The sequence below is a fragment of the Pantoea sp. EABMAA-21 genome, from assembly GCF_030053335.1.
Taxonomy (GTDB): Bacteria; Pseudomonadota; Gammaproteobacteria; order Enterobacterales; family Enterobacteriaceae; genus Pantoea; species Pantoea communis.
Map to the genome: position 1 here is coordinate 62,479 of NZ_JASGBX010000015.1, position 15,402 is coordinate 77,880.

At 49.4% G+C, this 15,402-nt stretch carries 17 protein-coding genes; 11 read left to right on the forward strand and 6 right to left on the reverse strand.

Annotated elements, in window-relative coordinates; genetic code table 11:
* The 3 genes from rfaC to QMZ65_RS19765 are packed head-to-tail and all read left to right on the forward strand — an operon-like array spanning position 1 to position 3,007.
* Positions 1–963, forward strand: a complete 963-nt coding sequence (rfaC, locus tag QMZ65_RS19755; protein WP_283216540.1) for a lipopolysaccharide heptosyltransferase RfaC — start codon at positions 1–3, stop codon at positions 961–963.
* The gene (locus tag QMZ65_RS19760; protein WP_097119667.1) at positions 964–1,872 is read left to right on the forward strand and encodes a WaaZ-like lipopolysaccharide core biosynthesis protein; all 909 of its coding nucleotides are present in this window, start codon (positions 964–966) and stop codon (positions 1,870–1,872) included.
* Positions 1,850–3,007, forward strand: a complete 1,158-nt coding sequence (locus tag QMZ65_RS19765; RefSeq protein WP_283216541.1) for an O-antigen ligase family protein — start codon at positions 1,850–1,852, stop codon at positions 3,005–3,007. The genes QMZ65_RS19760 and QMZ65_RS19765 overlap by 23 nt, the downstream gene beginning before the upstream one ends.
* Before the next feature lie 43 nt (positions 3,008–3,050).
* Here QMZ65_RS19765 and QMZ65_RS19770 read toward each other — a convergent pair whose 3' ends face one another.
* From QMZ65_RS19770 to envC, 3 genes are all read right to left on the reverse strand, one after another.
* Positions 3,051–4,130, reverse strand: a complete 1,080-nt coding sequence (locus tag QMZ65_RS19770) for a glycosyltransferase family 9 protein (protein ID WP_058960120.1) — start codon at positions 4,128–4,130, stop codon at positions 3,051–3,053.
* A 129-nt stretch (positions 4,131–4,259) separates the two neighbouring features.
* Positions 4,260–5,159 (reverse strand): divergent polysaccharide deacetylase family protein, encoded by a 900-nt coding sequence (locus tag QMZ65_RS19775; protein WP_283216552.1) that lies wholly within the window; start codon positions 5,157–5,159, stop codon positions 4,260–4,262.
* 3 nt (positions 5,160–5,162) lie between these two features.
* On the reverse strand, positions 5,163–6,464 hold the full coding sequence (envC, locus tag QMZ65_RS19780) for a murein hydrolase activator EnvC (RefSeq protein WP_283216542.1): 1,302 nt from the start codon (positions 6,462–6,464) through the stop codon (positions 5,163–5,165).
* 249 nt (positions 6,465–6,713) lie between these two features.
* Here envC and QMZ65_RS19785 point away from each other — a divergent pair, with 249 nt between their 5' ends.
* The 5 genes from QMZ65_RS19785 (at position 6,714) to cysE (ending at position 9,823) form a co-directional block, all read left to right on the forward strand.
* Complete coding sequence (locus tag QMZ65_RS19785) at positions 6,714–7,145, forward strand: rhodanese-like domain-containing protein (protein ID WP_034823789.1); 432 nt, start codon at positions 6,714–6,716, stop codon at positions 7,143–7,145.
* A gap of 17 nt (positions 7,146–7,162) precedes the next feature.
* Positions 7,163–7,417 (forward strand): glutaredoxin 3, encoded by a 255-nt coding sequence (grxC, locus tag QMZ65_RS19790; protein WP_007885328.1) that lies wholly within the window; start codon positions 7,163–7,165, stop codon positions 7,415–7,417.
* 39 nt (positions 7,418–7,456) lie between these two features.
* Positions 7,457–7,921, forward strand: coding sequence for a protein-export chaperone SecB (gene secB / locus QMZ65_RS19795; RefSeq protein WP_034823785.1), 465 nt, complete (start codon positions 7,457–7,459; stop codon positions 7,919–7,921).
* Positions 7,921–8,940 (forward strand): NAD(P)H-dependent glycerol-3-phosphate dehydrogenase, encoded by a 1,020-nt coding sequence (gpsA, locus tag QMZ65_RS19800; RefSeq protein WP_160834184.1) that lies wholly within the window; start codon positions 7,921–7,923, stop codon positions 8,938–8,940. Before secB ends, gpsA begins: the two co-directional genes overlap by 1 nt.
* Before the next feature lie 67 nt (positions 8,941–9,007).
* On the forward strand, positions 9,008–9,823 hold the full coding sequence (cysE, locus tag QMZ65_RS19805) for a serine O-acetyltransferase (RefSeq protein ID WP_283216543.1): 816 nt from the start codon (positions 9,008–9,010) through the stop codon (positions 9,821–9,823).
* Here the strand turns inward: cysE and trmL are convergent.
* Genes trmL through cpxR form a run of 3 tightly spaced genes read right to left on the reverse strand, consistent with a single transcriptional unit; the run spans position 9,820 to position 12,400 of the window.
* Positions 9,820–10,293, reverse strand: coding sequence for a tRNA (uridine(34)/cytosine(34)/5-carboxymethylaminomethyluridine(34)-2'-O)-methyltransferase TrmL (gene trmL, locus QMZ65_RS19810; protein ID WP_058960119.1), 474 nt, complete (start codon positions 10,291–10,293; stop codon positions 9,820–9,822). The genes cysE and trmL overlap by 4 nt on opposite strands.
* A 35-nt stretch (positions 10,294–10,328) precedes the next feature.
* Complete coding sequence (gene cpxA, locus QMZ65_RS19815) at positions 10,329–11,705, reverse strand: envelope stress sensor histidine kinase CpxA (RefSeq protein WP_034823776.1); 1,377 nt, start codon at positions 11,703–11,705, stop codon at positions 10,329–10,331.
* On the reverse strand, positions 11,702–12,400 hold the full coding sequence (gene cpxR / locus QMZ65_RS19820) for an envelope stress response regulator transcription factor CpxR (RefSeq protein WP_034823774.1): 699 nt from the start codon (positions 12,398–12,400) through the stop codon (positions 11,702–11,704). Before cpxR ends, cpxA begins: the two co-directional genes overlap by 4 nt.
* Before the next feature lie 150 nt (positions 12,401–12,550).
* Here cpxR and cpxP point away from each other — a divergent pair, with 150 nt between their 5' ends.
* The 3 genes from cpxP (at position 12,551) to pfkA (ending at position 15,336) form a co-directional block, all read left to right on the forward strand.
* The gene (cpxP, locus tag QMZ65_RS19825) at positions 12,551–13,063 is read left to right on the forward strand and encodes a cell-envelope stress modulator CpxP (RefSeq protein ID WP_034823772.1); all 513 of its coding nucleotides are present in this window, start codon (positions 12,551–12,553) and stop codon (positions 13,061–13,063) included.
* Between the two features lie 200 nt (positions 13,064–13,263).
* Positions 13,264–14,166 (forward strand): CDF family cation-efflux transporter FieF, encoded by a 903-nt coding sequence (gene fieF, locus QMZ65_RS19830; protein ID WP_034823770.1) that lies wholly within the window; start codon positions 13,264–13,266, stop codon positions 14,164–14,166.
* A 207-nt stretch (positions 14,167–14,373) separates the two neighbouring features.
* A complete protein-coding gene (gene pfkA, locus QMZ65_RS19835) occupies positions 14,374–15,336 on the forward strand; it encodes a 6-phosphofructokinase (protein WP_034823768.1) in 963 nt (320 codons plus the stop codon).
* The last annotated feature ends 66 nt before the right edge of the window (positions 15,337–15,402 follow it).

Sequence of the window (15,402 nt, forward strand, 5' to 3'; positions counted from 1 at the left end):
ATGCACGTTTTGATTGTAAAAACCTCCTCAATGGGGGACGTGCTGCACACGTTACCGGCGCTCACTGATGCGATGCAGGCCATTCCTGGCATCCGTTTTGACTGGGTCGTCGAAGAAAATTTTGCACAGATCCCCAGCTGGCATCCGGCAGTAGATAAAGTGCTGCCGGTGGCGATTCGTCGCTGGCGTAAACATTGGTTTGGTAGCCAGCAGCGTGAAGAGCGCGTTCTGTTTAAGCGAGACCTGCAATCGCGCCAGTATGATGTGGTGATTGATGCCCAGGGGTTGATCAAAAGCGCCGCGCTGGTGACGCGACTGGCTAAAGGTGTAAAGCATGGACAAGACAGCCGCAGTGCGCGGGAACCCTTTGCCAGCTGGTGGTATGACAAACGCCATGAAATTAATAAACAGCAGCATGCGGTAGAACGCACGCGCGAACTGTTTGCTAAAAGCCTGGGTTATGCGAAACCGGACACTCAGGGGGATTATGCGATTGCCGGTCATTTCCTCTCCGCGTTGCCCGAGGATGCGCATCAATATTTAGTGTTTCTACACGCCACCACCCGTGATAACAAGCATTGGCCTGAATCACACTGGCGCGAACTGATTGAATTGGTACAGCCGACGGGTCTGCGGGTGAAACTGCCGTGGGGTGCTGAACATGAGCATCAACGTGCATTAAGAATGGCGGAAGGTTTTGACCATGTTGAGGTGCTGCCAAAATTAGCGCTGGAGCAAGTGGCACAGCAATTGGCGGGGGCACGCGCTGTCGTTTCGGTCGACACGGGTTTGAGTCACCTGACCGCCGCGCTGGACCGCCCGAACATCACGCTGTTTGGTCCAACCGATCCGGGGCTGATTGGGGGATATGGGAAGAATCAGCATGAGCTACGCGGTGCAGGTGGCAGAATGCAGGCTATATCCGCCGTGAGCGTAATGGAAAAATTGCGGGAATTGCTTTGAATGGGATCAATATTTAAACAAATCTATCGTTATACCCATGAACGAGCTTATCGGCACAATGAAAATTTTTGGCCTCATATCAGAATTCAACGTGGAGCAGAAGACCATATTGAACGGCTAGTCTGGCGAAAAAATGAAATAAAAATTGAAGCATTAGATTCATTACGTAAAACCGTTACCAATGATATGACGATACTGGCAACTGGCCCGTCAGTGAATGATCTTGATTTTGAATTACTTTCAGAAACGACATTTATTGGTGTTAATGGCGCTTATCACCTACGAGATAAAGTCGTATTTTCATATTATGTTATTGTCGATCGCGGTTTTGTTGAGAATCGTTTTGATATTGTCGGAAAAGTACTGGGCGACCCTGAGTTGACGCTCTTTACAACAGTTCATTGCCTCAATGATATGTTGAATTGCATTGGAGTCGATAAGATAAAGTGTCGTTTGGCTATTATTGAAGATCTGAGTTATAAGATATTTCGAAAATCAGTAGTACCTGCTGAGTATGCTTTGAATTTCAATGATAATAAAGGATTATCAGTCTATCCAACTGATCCATTATCAGGTTTTTCATGGGATATCAGACAAGGTATTTTTGATGCGGGTACAGTGGCCTATTGGGCGTTGCAAATAGCCGTATGGCTCAGTTCAAATCGTATACTGTTAGCAGGGGTTGATATGAATAATTTTTCATCCCCACGATTTTATGAAAATGAAAATAATAAGCAGAAAAGCTTTTTAGGGGAAAACTTTACTCAAGTTATAAAGCCCGCATTCTTGAATGCCAGCATCGAGCTTAATCATGCAGGGATAAAGGTTTACAATTTGTCTATGAATAGTGGACTGACAGAGGAAATTTTCGAGAAGGCGACGCCAGATGTCATTTTTAAAAAAAACTGAAAGTTTAGAATTTATTGCATCTATTTCTTTTATGGCATTTTTATTTTTAATGACCATATTTACAGGTGTTGGAAAAGTAAATAATTTATTTCATCTGTCGATTACAACGATGATGATATTTTTGTTTTTCCAGCGAAAAAAGCTTAGTCTTCCCGAGCCATATCCCTGGAGGTCAATAGGCGTTATTGCACTATTCCTCATTTATTACAGTATTACGAACTTATGGACAAGTGTTCCAGAGAATATAATTTCAACTCTGAAGCATACCGTTTATCTTCTTTTTTTCGTTTGTATGTTTGATTACTGTATTAAGCGTTATGGTTTGCTGAAGGTTTATGGATGCATTTTTTCCGGGTGTTTTATTGTCCTTGTTTTGACATTTATGTTGGTAGACAAAAGCACGCTACTGACTAATAGACTTGAAAACGGTTTTTTTGCCGCGCCAAAAAATGTCATTGATCTCGGTGGATATTTTGCTCTTGGTATTTTAAGTGCACTGATTATTGCCCGTGAGTCAGGCCGACACTGGATTTACATACCTGCATCGTTGCTCTTTATTGGCTTGATCTTGACGCAAAGTCGAGGTCCATTATTGGCTTTAATGGTTTCTTTAGCTGTCTTACTTGCTAAATATAAACATGTTCACCTTAAACATGTTTTGTATATCATGATTTCAATCGCTACTATTTTATTATTCTTCTACTTTACCGATTATGGCAGTGATTTTTATGCGCGCATTGTTTCCTCTTATGCGCAGAGTTTTATCAGATTTGGAATCTGGAATCATGCCATTTCAGATGCAATGATTCATCCCTATTTCGGTTGGGGGTTTGATAAGCAGCTGACATTTGTAAACAGTATTGGCCAACATGTTATAACCACACACAGTATTTATGTATCGGCCTTCTTAAAAGGCGGTGTGGTGGGTGTGCTATTTATGGCATCACTCATCCTGGTTGGCTTGTATCATGCGTATAGAAAGTATCATCAAGACATGGGGTTAGAAGCCTCAATTTATCTCTTCTCTTTGATGTTTTTTGTTACTCAGGGGATGTTTGTGATTGGTGGACCAGGAGAAACATGGGTATTATTCTGGTTGCCATTAGCGATAGTTTTGTCATCCCGTAAGGCCTAGATAAAAACCACTACCAGATCGCTTGCTATCTGGTAGTGTAATTTTAGACTGAAATATTTTTCATCATCACGTTATAAACCTGATCAACGCTTATTTTTCTTAATGGGTAATGCGGATCATCATTAGATTCAGGTTCAATTCTGATAGTCTGATGGATGTGTAAATCCTGATAAGGTCCTGTATGTCTGGGATTAGCACTGACATAAAGACTCACTGTCGGCGTTTCTGCCGTGATAGCAATATGTAGTGGTCCAGTGTCACCTGTGATCAACACATCAAGGTTTTTAATTATCTGTAAGAGTTCAGGTAGGCGAGTCTTACCAATATAAGAGTGAACCCTTGAATGGTATTTATTTTTTAATAAATCAAAGAATGATTTTTCAATGTTTTTATCCTGGGTGGCACCAGTCAATACTATTTTTGCATCTTTGTTATTTTCTAAAATACGCTCTGCTAGTTCAGAAAAATGTTCAACTGGCCAGCAACGGTTTTTCCCGGACGCCCCCATTTGAAAGCCAATTACAGGTCGATAGTTTTCACGTTCTACAGAGTGAATTGCAATGGGAAATTGCATTCTGATATCTGTTGTATTGCATCCAAGAATACTAATCAGGTCGAGTTTGCGCTGAATAATATGAACATCTGTTGCCGATGAATAATGATCTATCCAGTGATTAAAGACGGTATTGTCACTTCTGAAATTATCTCTAATAATGTATTTTGAGCCAGACAGGCGTGCGCAGAGAATGTCATAGCCCAATGTTGAATGCAGTAGCACAGTCATATCAGGTTTGAATTTTCTCATTCTCCTGATTACACGATGGGAATGAACTATTTTATTATCCCAGATGACTATTTCATCAAACCATTGACTTTTCTCAACGAGATCACGGTTTTTATCACTGGATACCAGCATGAGCCTGGCCTCTGGATAGCGATGCTTTATGGCTTTGATCGCAGGAGTATTAAAAAGGAGATCTCCTAATGCGGTCGTTGAGAAAATAACAATGCGCTTAAACTCATGATTTGAGCTTAGCGGTGTCTTGTTTTTGTCAATCTGGCTCAGTCTGGCATGTAAACTGAGTACGTTATTGATTACGTTTATTTTCCAAAGCTTTTTCATTATTCCATTTCACCCTAAGAACCTGGCAAATTTGACATCAGTCGCGGGAATTAATTTCGTAATGATAACGAAAAAAACGCTAGTCCCGAATGGGGCTAACGCTAATTTTCAAAAACGTTGATGATTGCGTTAAAAAAGTAAACCTAACTGATTGATTAACTTACTACCTGCCACATTTTCAATCACTATTTCAACGGCTCGACTTTGCGGCACTGGCGGCAGTGGTTTACTGACCTTACACACCCCCGGAGCACGGAATTTCGGCGCTGGAGATTTATCGGTTGTCGTCGGAGCTTTACCCTGATGCACAGGCTCATTCAGCAACTGACTTGGGCGGACCAGCGTAATATCGCCAGGCAGTGATAGCAGCATCTGTTGCAGCACACGGACGGTGGTTGGGTGCGGATGGCCAATCGCAATGGCATAACCATCGCGCTGTGCCAGTTTTACGGCACGGGTAAACTGTTCGCGAATCGATGCCTCATTCTGACTATCGTCAAGGAATACCCGGCGTTTCAGCACCTTAACATGCGTACCTTGTGCCGCTGGAATAGACTGGCTATTGCCAATCGTCATGCTATCGAGAAAGTAGTAATTGTACTGATTTAGCACCTGCATCACTTTCTGCATGCCAGGCAGGCTGGAGGTCATTTTGCTGCCCATATGGTTGTTCAGCCCCACAGCGAAGGGCACTTTACCCGAGGCATCCCGAACAATGCGTGCGATCTCTTCGCTGCTCATCTCTGGGGTTAAGGTATCTTTTTCCAGCGGCTGCTTACTGAGCGGTGCCATTGGCAAGTGAATCAACACCTCATGACCACCCTGATGTGCTTTTGTCGCCATCTCACGAGCATGAGGTGCATTCGGCAATACAGCGACCGAAATCGCAGCGGGCATTTGCAGCACTTTATTCTCTTCAACCGGACGATAACCGAAGTCATCAATCACAATTGAGAGTTTACCTGCCTGAGCTGATAGTGTGAAAAACAGTGCGCTGAACGCAATTGAGAGCTTTTGAGGCTGAAACAACACTTATCTTCCTAACCACGGTAGTGGATTGACGGCCTGTCCCTGACGTCGGATTTCAAAGTAGAGCGAAGGCGTGCCGCGGCCGCCACTGGTACCCACAAGGGCGATAGGCTGTCCTGCCTTCACCTGAGTACCCACGCTCACCAGCGCACTTTGGTTGTAGCCATAAAGACTCATATCGCCTTTACCATGTTCCAATACCACAACCAGGCCGTAGCCTTGTAGCCAGTCGGCCATCAGTACGCGTCCATCGGCGATGGCTTTCACTTCGGTGCCTTCTGGTGCATCAATCACCAGACCTTTCCAGCGCAGTTCACCCTGCATGGATTCACCGAAGCGGTGTTCAATACGTCCATTCACCGGCCATACCGCCTGCCCACCAGGCTTTCCGAGGCCACCGGTGCGCGCCATCAACTCACGTTCGCTTTGTGTGGGTTGATAACTTGATCCCTTGGCTTTTGCCTGCGCCTGACGCTGGCGTACTTTTTCTGCCTCGCGTGCTTCACGTTCGGCACGCTCACGCGCTTCGCGTTCGGCTTTGGCAATTTTATCCTGCAGACGGCTTTCGTTTTCTCGCATCTCAACCAAATCGGCCTGATCTTTTTCCAGCGAGCTTTCCAATACTGTCAGGGTTTTCTTACGTGCCGCACTGGCGGTTTCCAGTTTGGCCTGCTGCGACTGCTGTTGGGCTAACAGGGATTTTTGTTGTTCCTGCTTACTTTGCAATGCCTGACGCTGCTCGGACAGCTGTTGCTGAGTTTGTTTGAGATCGTCGATGTTTTTCTGGCGTGCAGCATTAAGGTAGCCGAAATAGGCAAGTATGCGTTCACTGCGTTGTGCTTCTTCACCACCCAGCAGCAGCTGTAACCCATTGTGTTGGCCTTGTCGGAAAGCCGCATCCAATTGTTGAGCCAGCAGTTTTTCCTGCTGAGCCTGCTGTTTTTCCAGACGAGAGATGGAGGTGGTAATTTGTGTGATTTCGCCGTCGAGCGCGGTCAAGCTATTGCGCGTTTCCCTAAGCTGCCGGCTGGCTTGCGCAATCACTTTTTCCTGACTTTGCAGTTGATCGAGAAGTTTGCTGCGCTGTAATTTCTGCGCTTTAACGCTTTTCTCTTTGTTAGCAATATCCTGCTGAATGGACTTGAGCTGGGTTTTACTGTCATCCGCACTGTGCGCGTAAACGGGCAATAACAGTGCGCCCGCGCAGAGCAAGCTCAGGGAGATTTCGGACCAGCGAAATGACAACGGATGCGCTGGGCCGTTGTGACAGGTCCTTGTGTGTGTAACGGTCGCTTTTCCCTTCATAGTCGATAATTATTCCACGATGAACAGCCGCTTACCAGTTATCCCGGGCGGGTTTTGCTTTACGAAAGATGTCGGTGCCGAGCTTAGCGGCATAAACCTTGACTCAATTTTGCGATTAGAACACTTTTTTTGGAAAATGACGCACAAATCGTAACTCTGCCCGCTTCGCGACTGTACATGCTAAGTGGCGCAGGTATACTCAGAACCCTTGTTTTAGCTTATTAGCCCGGTCTGGAGTCGTTACCCCTCATGCAAGAAATTATGCAGTTTGCAAGCAATCACACCATCCTTAGTCTGGCATGGGTTGTTTTACTCGTTCTGGTGATTGTGACCACCGTTAAAGGAATGTTCTCTAAGGTAAAAACCATCAGCCGTGGTGAAGCAACCCACCTGATCAACAAAGAGGATGCGGTGGTTGTAGACGTGCGTTCGCGCGATGATTATCGCAAAGGGCACATTTCAGGTGCGGTGAATATTGCAGCGGCTGACATCAAAAAAGGGAGCTTTGCCGAACTGGAAAAGCACAAGTCGCAGCCCATAATTGTGGTATGCGCCACCGGCCAGAGCGCGGGTGAATCAGCCGCTAAATTGAGCGCTGAAGGTTTTGAAAAAGTCTCCGTGCTGAAAGATGGCGTGAGCGGCTGGAGTGGTGAGAATCTGCCGCTGGTACGCGGTAAATAATTCCCAGAGGTAACCGCATGGCTAATGTTGAGATTTACACCAAAGTCACATGCCCTTATTGCCACCGGGCAAAAGCATTGTTGGATCAGAAAGGTGTTTCGTTCCAGGAGATTCCTATTGATGGGAACGCGGCGAAACGTGAAGAGATGATTCAGCGAAGCGGGCGTACGACAGTTCCCCAGATTTTTATTGATGCGCAGCACATTGGTGGCTGTGACGATCTTTACGCGCTGGATGGGCGTCAGGGACTGGATCCCTTACTCCAGGCATAATTTTTCGGTCAGACAATTTAACTCACAGGATTTAGTAACATGTCAGAACATAGCACAAACGAAATGCAGTTCCAGATTCAACGTGTTTATACCAAAGACGTTTCTTACGAAGCGCCAAACGCGCCTCAGGTTTTCCAGAAAGAGTGGGAACCGGAAGTGAAACTGGATCTGGACACCGCTTCATCTCAGCTGGCTGATGAAGTCTACGAAGTTGTTCTGCGCGTTACCGTGACAGCAACCGTTGGCGAAGACACCGCATTCCTGTGCGAAGTTCAGCAGGCAGGTATCTTCACTATCGGCGGTATCGAAGGCACTCAGATGGCACATTGCCTCGGTGCATACTGCCCGAACATTCTGTTCCCGTATGCACGTGAATGCATCACCAGCCTCGTGTCTCGTGGTACTTTCCCTCAGCTCAATCTGGCGCCAGTTAACTTTGATGCCCTGTTCATGAACTATCTGCAGCAGCAAGGTGAAGGCGAAGCGCCACGTCAGGATGCCTGATGACTACCCTCAACGCTTCGATTAGCGTCATCGGTGCCGGCTCGTACGGCACCGCATTGGCCATTACTCTGGCCCGTAACGGCCATCCGGTTCTGCTCTGGGGCCACAATCCGCAAAGCGTGGCGCAGCTCCAGGCTGACCGATGTAATGCCGCTTTCCTGCCTGATGTACCTTTCCCTGACAATCTTGTTCCCGAAGCCGATTTGGCAACGGTGGTGAATGCCAGCCGCGATCTGCTGGTGGTGGTGCCTAGCCACGTATTTGGCGACGTTCTCACTCAGTTGAAGCCGCATCTGCGTGCTGACTCACGTATTGTCTGGGCAACCAAAGGTCTCGAAAAAGAGACTGGCCGTCTTTTGCAGGATGTTGCGCGTGAAATCCTTGGCGATCAAATTCCGCTGGCCGTGGTTTCCGGACCAACTTTCGCGAAGGAGCTTGCTGCGGGCCTGCCTACAGCGATAGCGCTGGCTGCCACTGACGCACAGTTCGCCGAAGATCTGCAGCAAAAACTGCATTGCGGTAAAAGCTTCCGCGTGTACAACAATCCAGACTTCATCGGCGTGCAACTGGGTGGCGCGGTGAAAAACGTGATTGCGATTGGTGCCGGCATTTCCGATGGAATTGGTTTTGGTGCTAACGCACGAACCGCGCTGATTACCCGTGGGCTGACTGAGATGAGTCGCCTTGGCGCCGCTCTTGGAGCCGATCCCACCACCTTTATGGGCATGGCGGGGCTGGGCGATTTAGTGCTGACCTGTACCGATAATCAATCCCGCAATCGTCGTTTTGGCATGATGCTGGGACAAGGCGAGAGCGTTGATGAGGCGCAGCGCATTATCGGACAAGTTGTAGAAGGGTACCGAAACACCAAAGAAGTCAAAGCATTGGCGGCGAGAATGGGTGTTGAAATGCCGATAACCGAGCAGATTTATCAGGTACTGTATTGCGAAAAATCGGCGCGAGAGGCAGCATTGAGTTTACTTGGCCGTGCAAGGAAGGACGAAAACAGCCAAAGCTGAAGCAGGATGCTCAGCTAAATCACCTGCAGCGCCTCTCAGGCGCTTTTTTTATCGGGAGCACAGAGCAATGTCGTTAGAAGAGTTAGAACTGGTCTGGAACAACATCAAAGCTGAAGCCAGAGCGCTGGCTGATTGTGAACCCATGCTGGCCAGTTTTTATCACGCGACTTTGCTGAAGCACGAAAATCTTGGCAGTGCACTAAGCTACATGCTGGCGAACAAACTCGCCAACCCGATCATGCCAGCCATTGCGGTACGCGAAATCGTTGAGGAAGCGTATCGCGAAGATCCAGAGATGATTGTCTCTGCAGCTTACGATATTCAAGCCGTGCGCCAGCGCGATCCTGCCGTTGATAAGTATTCAACGCCATTGCTGTATCTGAAAGGCTTCCATGCATTACAGGCTTATCGCATCGGCCACTGGCTCTGGAAAGAGGGCCGCCGCGCGTTAGCCGTCTATTTGCAGAACGAAATCTCCGTCTCCTTTGCAGTGGATATCCACCCGGCAGCCCGTATTGGTCGCGGCATCATGCTCGATCATGCTACCGGTATCGTGATTGGTGAAACCGCCGTAGTGGAAAATGACGTGTCGATTTTGCAGTCGGTCACGCTAGGCGGTACCGGAAAAACCAGCGGCGATCGCCATCCGAAAATCCGTGAAGGTGTGATGATTGGCGCAGGTGCCAAGATTCTCGGTAACATTGAAGTGGGGCGCGGCGCGAAAATTGGTGCGGGTTCGGTGGTACTACAACCGGTGCCGCCGCATACCACGGCAGCCGGTGTGCCTGCGCGTATCGTTGGCAAACCCACCAGCGATAAACCTTCGATGGATATGGACCAACTCTTCAACGGCGCGGGCTTCGAGTACGGCGACGGAATTTAGCTCTTGATCAGTGCGCCAGCATAATCAAGCTGGCGCCACGCTTCATACACCACCACAGATACCGCATTCGACAGATTCATACTGCGACTTTCAGCCATCATTGGGATGCGGATCTTCTGCTCTGCTGGCAGCGCGTTCAGTATCTCTGCCGGCAAACCACGGCTCTCAGGTCCAAACAATAAATAATCCCCTTTCTGATAGCTCACAGCGCTGTGGGCAGGTGTGCCTTTGGTGGTGAGTGCAAACAGACGCTGTGGTGCTTCAGACTCGATAAACGCAGTGTAATTGGCGTGTTTTTTGAGTGAGGTGTATTCGTGATAATCGAGCCCGGCGCGGCGCAGGCGCTTGTCATCCCAGGCAAAGCCCAGCGGCTCAATCAGATGCAATTGGAAGCCTGTATTGGCACACAAGCGGATGATATTGCCCGTATTTGGCGGAATTTCTGGTTCAAATAAAACGATGTTCAGCATAAGGCCCCCGGAAACGAGGGCCGAAGCATAGCAAATTATTGACGAGCGGAGTACAGCGGCAACCAGAGTGTAAGGCGCAGCCCCCCTAATGGGCTGTCATCGGCTTTCACCCAACCGCGATGCTGTTGCACGGCTGTTTCCACAATCGCCAGTCCGAGACCGGTGCCACCAGATTCACGGTCGCGTGCTTCATCAGTGCGATAGAAGGGGCGGAAAATCTGCTCGCGATCTTCAGCGCTGACGCCTGGGCCATCGTCATCAACGTGAACGGTAATACCCTGAATATCCACCGAGAAACTCACGCTGATATGCGTGTGGGAATAACGCAGCGCATTACGCACGATGTTTTCCAGTGCGCTCTCCAGGGCATGCGGGTTGCCGTACAGTGGCCACGGACCAGGCGGATACGGCACATCCATGGTTTTACCCATCTGCTCGGCTTCAAATTTGGCATCTTCCAGTACACCGTTCCACAGCTGGTTCGCCTTCATCGCTTCACTGACTAAGGCATTTTTATGCTGAGTGCGTGAGAGCACCAGCAAATCGTTAATCATGCCATCAAGCCGCTGGGCTTCCGTTTCGATACGCTGAAGTTCTTTACCTTCACCATTGCGACGGCGCAGTAGGGCGGTAGCCAACTGCAAACGTGTCAGTGGCGTGCGTAATTCATGACTGATATCGGATAACAAACGCTGCTGTGCGGTCATCATGCGTTCAAGTGCGCTCACCATTTGGTTGAAACTTGAACCTGCTGCCAGGAATTCCTGTGGACCGGATTCCAGTTCAGGATGCTGGCGTAAGTTTCCGCTCGCCACTTCATCGGCAGCATGTTTAAGCTTGCGAGCTGGGCGCGCCAGGCTCCACGCCAGCCATAACAGCAGTGGCGAGCTAATCAGCATGGTGACAATCAACAGCAATAACGGACGGTCGAACAGTAAATTGACGAAGTCCAGTTGAGAACTGGTGGCGGGGCGGATCAGGTAGAGCTGATAGTTATCTTCACCATCCTGCACGGCGAACGGGCCCACCATCTCCACACGACCATACTTTTTCTTCTGCGGATGATCGGCATTATCAGACTGGCCGATAAAGTTACGAATCACCTGCATTTCATTATGCTGCGCCCCGATCACCCGGCCTTCGCTGGTTACCAATAACAAGCGTTGGCCGGGTGGGGCCCATTTGTCGATGGCGCGAAAGAGCCTTCGCCACCACATCAGGTCGTTAGGGGGATCTTGCGATAACTCAGCTTCAACATGCTGTTCAATCATGGTGCCCTGTCGTTGCTCACTTTCCAGCAGTGCAGTCATCTGGCGTGAGTCGAGTTTGGGCACCATCAAAACCAGCATCAACACCAGCGCCAGGGTGAGCCAGAAAATGGCGAAGATGCGGGTGGTCAAACTTCCAATCATGATGCCGAAACCATCAGATAGCCGCGTCCGCGTAGCGTTTTAAACCACGGATGACCATCACGACGTTCCGGCAATTTACGACGCAGGTTTGAAATGTGCATATCAATCGCGCGGTCAAACGGCGTCAGGCGTTTACCCAGCACTTCCTGACTGAGGTGCTCACGCGACACGACCTGACCTAAGTGCTGTGCCAGCAAATAGAGCAGAGTGAATTCCGTGCCCGTCAGATCCAGCGTTTCACTATCGAAGCTGGCTTCCTGGCGGCCTGGGTTGAGGCGCAGGCAATCCACTTCCAGCGTGGGTGAACTATTGTCATGCTGCTGTTGTTGTTCGCTCCAGTTTGAACGGCGCAAAATAGCCCGAATACGCGCCACCAGTTCACGGTCATTAAACGGTTTTGGTAGATAGTCATCCGCGCCCAGCTCAAGGCCAAGAACACGATCCAACTCACTACCACGAGCGGTCAGCATAATGACCGGAGTTTGGTGCTGTTGTCGTAATTCTTTCAACGTATCAATACCGTTCTTCTTCGGCATCATGACGTCGAGTAATAACAAGTCAACGCTGTTATCCAGCAGGTTAAGCGCCTGCTCGCCATCGCTGGCGACAATCACCTCAAAACCTTCCATCTCAAGCAGTTCTTTAAGCAGCGAAGTTAATTCGCGGTCGTCATCAACCAACAGGATTTTATTCATTTTTTGTTGCCCTCCGCAGGCAAAATACCGTGTTCCTTGACTTGCAATCCAACGCTTTACGTAGTTTTACACCCCCTGACGGATGTTTGCAGCTATCGCCGTACACTAGCTCTCGTTGAATCGCAAAACGGAACGAACTGGGAGTAAACGATGCGCTACTTAACCGCCGTCGTCATTGCCTCAGCGATGGTTCTCAGTCACGCCAGCGCAGAAGCAGCAGACACGACGACGATTGACGAGATGCATCATAACGGCGGATTGACGACAGGCAGTATGACGCAAAATCCGCAAAGCCACATGTTCGATGGCATTGAGCTGACTGAACAACAGCGGCAACAGATGCGAGACCTGATGCAGCAAGCACGACATGAGCGCCCGGCTATGAGCGTTCAGGATATTGAAACTATGCATGACCTTGTCATTGCAGACAAATTTAACGAATCGGCTATCCGACAGCAGGCAGAGAAACAAGCCCGCGCGCAGATAGAACTGCAAGTTGAGATGGCTCGGGTTCGCAACCAGATGTATCACCTGCTAACGCCTGCACAGCAAGCGACATTGCAGAAGAATTATGAGCGGCGACTTAATGATATGCGTCAGCTCTCAGGATTGCAGCCATCATCACCGCTGCATGCAGTGAGTAGTACCAGCAGTAACCAGTAACATAGTATCCCTGTTTTCCTTGCCATAGACACCATCCCTGTCTTCCCCCGCATGATGCGGGGGTTTTTTTTATCTGCCAATCCTGTGCTGCATCATCACCTTAATATTCATTTCACGCAGCTTACGCTTGCCGATGATAAACTTGAGCCATTATGTGACTAAAGGCGTTGCGCTGAGCAGACGCTTCTATGAGGCATGGCATGGATCCCTCCTACGCGAAACTCGTCAACCGCGCGGCGCTGGCGGCAACGACGCTGGCGACATTACTGTTGATCGTGAAAATTTTTGCCTGGTGGCTGACTGGCTCAGTCAGTATGTTGGCCGCCCTGGTCGATTCACTGGTGGATATCGCTGCATCGCTCACCAATTTACTGGTGGTGCGCTATTCACTCCAGCCTGCGGACGCTGATCACACCTTCGGCCACGGTAAAGCGGAGTCGCTTGCCGCACTGGCACAAAGCATGTTTATTTCCGGCTCGGCACTGTTTTTATTTCTCACGGGTATTCAGCATCTGGCCTCACCCAATATATTACGTGCGCCGCTGGTCGGTATCGTCGTCACTGTGGTCGCCCTTTTGTCCACCCTGTTACTGGTGACTTTCCAGCGCTGGGTGGTGCGTCGGACACGCAGCCAGGCGATACGTGCGGATATGCTGCACTATCAATCTGACGTGGTGATGAACGGCGCGATCCTGGTGGCTTTGGTGTTAAGCAGCTATGGTTTTGTCCGGGCAGATGCGCTCTTTGCGCTGGGGATTGGGGTGTACATCCTCTATAACGCTTTGCGCATGGGTTATGAAGCGGTGCAATCTTTGCTGGACCGCGCATTGCCGGAAGAAGAGAAGCAGGCGATTATCGATTTGGTTAGCGACTGGCCAGGTGTGCGCGGTGCCCATGCACTGCGTACGCGTCAATCCGGGCCAACCCGTTTTATCCAGCTTCATCTGGAAATGGATGACCACCTGCCGCTGGTGCAGGCGCATCAGGTAGCGGATCAGATCGAGCAAGCACTCCGGCTTAAGTTTCCCGGTTCGGATGTTATCATCCATCAGGATCCCTGTTCGGTGGTGCCTGAAAATCAGCAAGGCTTTTTCCAGTTTTAGCGTTTAAATATCATGGCGTTGCGTTATAAAAATGACGTAACGCTAACAACTCTGTAAAAAAATAGCGAAAACTTGTCTGACCTGAATCAATTCAGCATCAAGCCTTTGATATACTATCTGCAACTATTAAGCCGCACGATCGTGAGCGGGTTTACACCGGTCGGCAGGCAGGAATAATCCTTAGTTTTGAACAATCCAGAGGTTGTCATGATCAAAAAAATCGGAGTACTGACCAGCGGCGGTGACGCCCCAGGCATGAACGCAGCCATCCGCGGAGTTGTCCGTTCCGCGCTGAGTGAAGGCCTTGAAGTTTTTGGTATCTACGACGGCTATCTGGGTTTGTATGAAGACCGTATGATCAATCTCGACCGATACAGCGTGTCCGACATGATCAACCGTGGCGGCACTTTCCTCGGTTCTGCGCGCTTCCCGGATTTCCGTAATGAGGAAGTTCGTCAGGTTGCCATTGAGAACATGAAGAAGCGCGGCATTGACGCGCTGGTGGTCATCGGCGGTGACGGTTCCTACATGGGTGCCAAACGTCTGACGGAAATGGGTTTCCCGTGCATTGGTCTGCCAGGCACCATCGATAATGACGTTGCCGGTACCGATTACACCATCGGTTACTTCACGGCGCTGGAAACCGTGGTTGAAGCGATTGACCGTCTGCGCGACACCTCCTCTTCGCATCAGCGCATTTCCATCGTGGAAGTGATGGGGCGTTACTGCGGCGATCTGACTCTGGCTGCTTCCATCGCCGGCGGTTGTGAATTCATCGTGCTGCCGGAAATTCCTTATACCCGTGAAGAACTGGTCGAAGAGATCAAAGCGGGTATCGCCAAAGGTAAAAAACACGCCATTGTGGCCATTACCGAACACATCTGTGATATCGACGATTTGGCGCATTACATCGAAGCAGAAACCAAACGCGAAACACGTGCAACGGTGCTTGGGCATATTCAGCGTGGCGGTGCACCATGTGCTTACGACCGTATTCTGGCTTCACGCATGGGTGCTTACTCCATCGAACTGCTGTTGCAGGGCTACGGCGGACGTTGTGTCGGTATTCAGAATGAGAAGATGGTGCATCACGACATCATCGATGCTATTGAAAACATGAAGCGCCCATTCAAGCGCGACTGGCTGGATACGGCGAAAAAACTCTACTAATCAAACTAAATCAGGGCGCGGCCTCCACCGTGCCCTTTTTTATTCCCACTTATATTCTCTCCAGTT